Origin of the sequence: Tistrella bauzanensis (assembly GCF_014636235.1) — a bacterium.
In the GTDB taxonomy this organism is placed as follows: Bacteria; Pseudomonadota; Alphaproteobacteria; order Tistrellales; family Tistrellaceae; genus Tistrella; species Tistrella bauzanensis.
Genome location: NZ_BMDZ01000175.1, coordinates 1 through 1,440, shown reverse-complemented (window position 1 = coordinate 1,440; position 1,440 = coordinate 1). Strand labels below are relative to the sequence as shown.

Sequence of the window (1,440 nt, the reverse complement as noted above, 5' to 3'; positions counted from 1 at the left end):
CGCTGGTGGGCCGGCCACGAGCAGGCGACCATCGCCGCCTGACTCAAATGAAACAGCCTCCGGCAAACCCGGAGCGGTTCACGTCGTCGTCTTACGTGCCCAGTCCGCGATGCTTCCGGACATGCTGGCATTTCCAGGCGAGCATCGGCATGGCGCCAATGCGCGCACGTATTTCAGGCGCCGCGTCCAGCAGATCGGGGTCGGTCTCGCCGCGATCCAGAATGCCATTAAGAAACTCCCGCTCGCTCGCTGTCAGATCGAACAGGAAGGCGAACCGTTCCCGACAGAGCGCAACGGTTTCCTCGATCCACGCATCGACGTCTCCCTTGCCGGCGAAGCGGTCGCGCGGCAGGCAGATCGCGAGCTTTTGGCGAAGCTCGCGCGGGTCGCCTTTGATGACATCGACCGACATGGTCCGCCAATCGCGCCGCCCGCAGGCGCCGATGGCGAGCACGGCAGCCTTGATCTGGCGCCAGTCGAGCCCGTCGATCGACAGGATACGGCGCGCATCGAACAGATCGCGCGCGGCACGCCGGTCGACGAGCGCGACGAGCTTGCCGGCGACGATTTCATGGAGATCGAGGACGAGAACGTCGCTCGTCCGCATTTCGCCGAGGGGACGTGACTCCATGCGGCCCGCGCCGAACAGGGGCTGGCGCGCCATGTAGTTGACATCGAGCTCCAGTGTCGCGTTGCCGCCAAGCGCGGACGAGTAGCGCGACAGCCACTTGCCGCCGGCATGGGGCTGACGGCGGACGCTGTAGCCCTGGGACACGAGGAGCCGGTTCAAGGCGGCGTCGACATTTGGGCGCTCGGTTTCCATCACGGCCCGGTCGAGTGCGCCTATGTAGTTTAAGTCGATGTCGACCGACAGGCGGTCGAGACCGAGGTGGAGCACATTGAGCGCCGTCCCGCCCTTGAGGACGAGGCGCTCCGACAAGACCGGATCTCGGGCGATCTCCTGCAGCAGGTCCAAGAGGCGCAACACCTTTTCGAGCGTGCCGAGCTGGTGCCCGGTCTCATCGGCAATGCGCTGCAGCGTTTGGGTGGAGGGCGCCGCCATTCAGAGTCCCTCGAAGCGGCGTTCAACGACGTCGATGGGGAGAATATGGCTTCCTCCGATCTCAGGATAGAAGGCCTACTTCGCAGTCCCGTCCGCCTTCCTCCGGCTCCACACGAGCTGCGCCTCGTTCCCGTCCTCGGACTGGAACAGGGCGGCGCTGATGGGTTCCGGCAGGCTGGGGTCGTCGACCGCCGAGCCGGTTGCGAACTCGAGGGACAAAAAGTAAGGCCCCACAAACGGTTAAGCTTGTGAGGCCCTGGTCAGATCTGGATTTCTAGCGAGTTATAACAAAAGTGGTTGCGGGGGTAGGATTTGAACCTACGACCTTCAGGTTATGAGCCTGACGAGCTACCGGGCTGCTCCACCCCGCGTCGGGT

General features: G+C 64.2%; 2 protein-coding genes and 1 tRNA gene. All 3 read right to left on the bottom strand.

What is annotated here, in order from left to right:
• Positions 1-91: 91 nt before the first annotated feature.
• The 3 genes from IEW15_RS25410 to IEW15_RS25400 all read right to left on the bottom strand — a co-directional run bounded on the left by IEW15_RS25410 (position 92) and on the right by IEW15_RS25400 (position 1,434).
• Positions 92-1,063, bottom strand: a complete 972-nt coding sequence (locus tag IEW15_RS25410) for a nucleotidyl transferase AbiEii/AbiGii toxin family protein (protein ID WP_188583320.1) — start codon at positions 1,061-1,063, stop codon at positions 92-94.
• 75 nt (positions 1,064-1,138) lie between these two features.
• Positions 1,139-1,297, bottom strand: a complete 159-nt coding sequence (locus IEW15_RS25405) for a DUF736 family protein (protein WP_188583318.1) — start codon at positions 1,295-1,297, stop codon at positions 1,139-1,141.
• Between the two features lie 60 nt (positions 1,298-1,357).
• Positions 1,358-1,434: transfer RNA gene (locus IEW15_RS25400), tRNA-Met, on the bottom strand.
• Positions 1,435-1,440 lie beyond the last annotated feature (6 nt).

Coding starts and splice junctions, on each gene's coding strand:
- IEW15_RS25410 (WP_188583320.1), bottom strand. CDS start 1,063: ATGGCGGCGCCCTCCACCCAAACGCTGCAGCGCATTGCCGATGAGACC.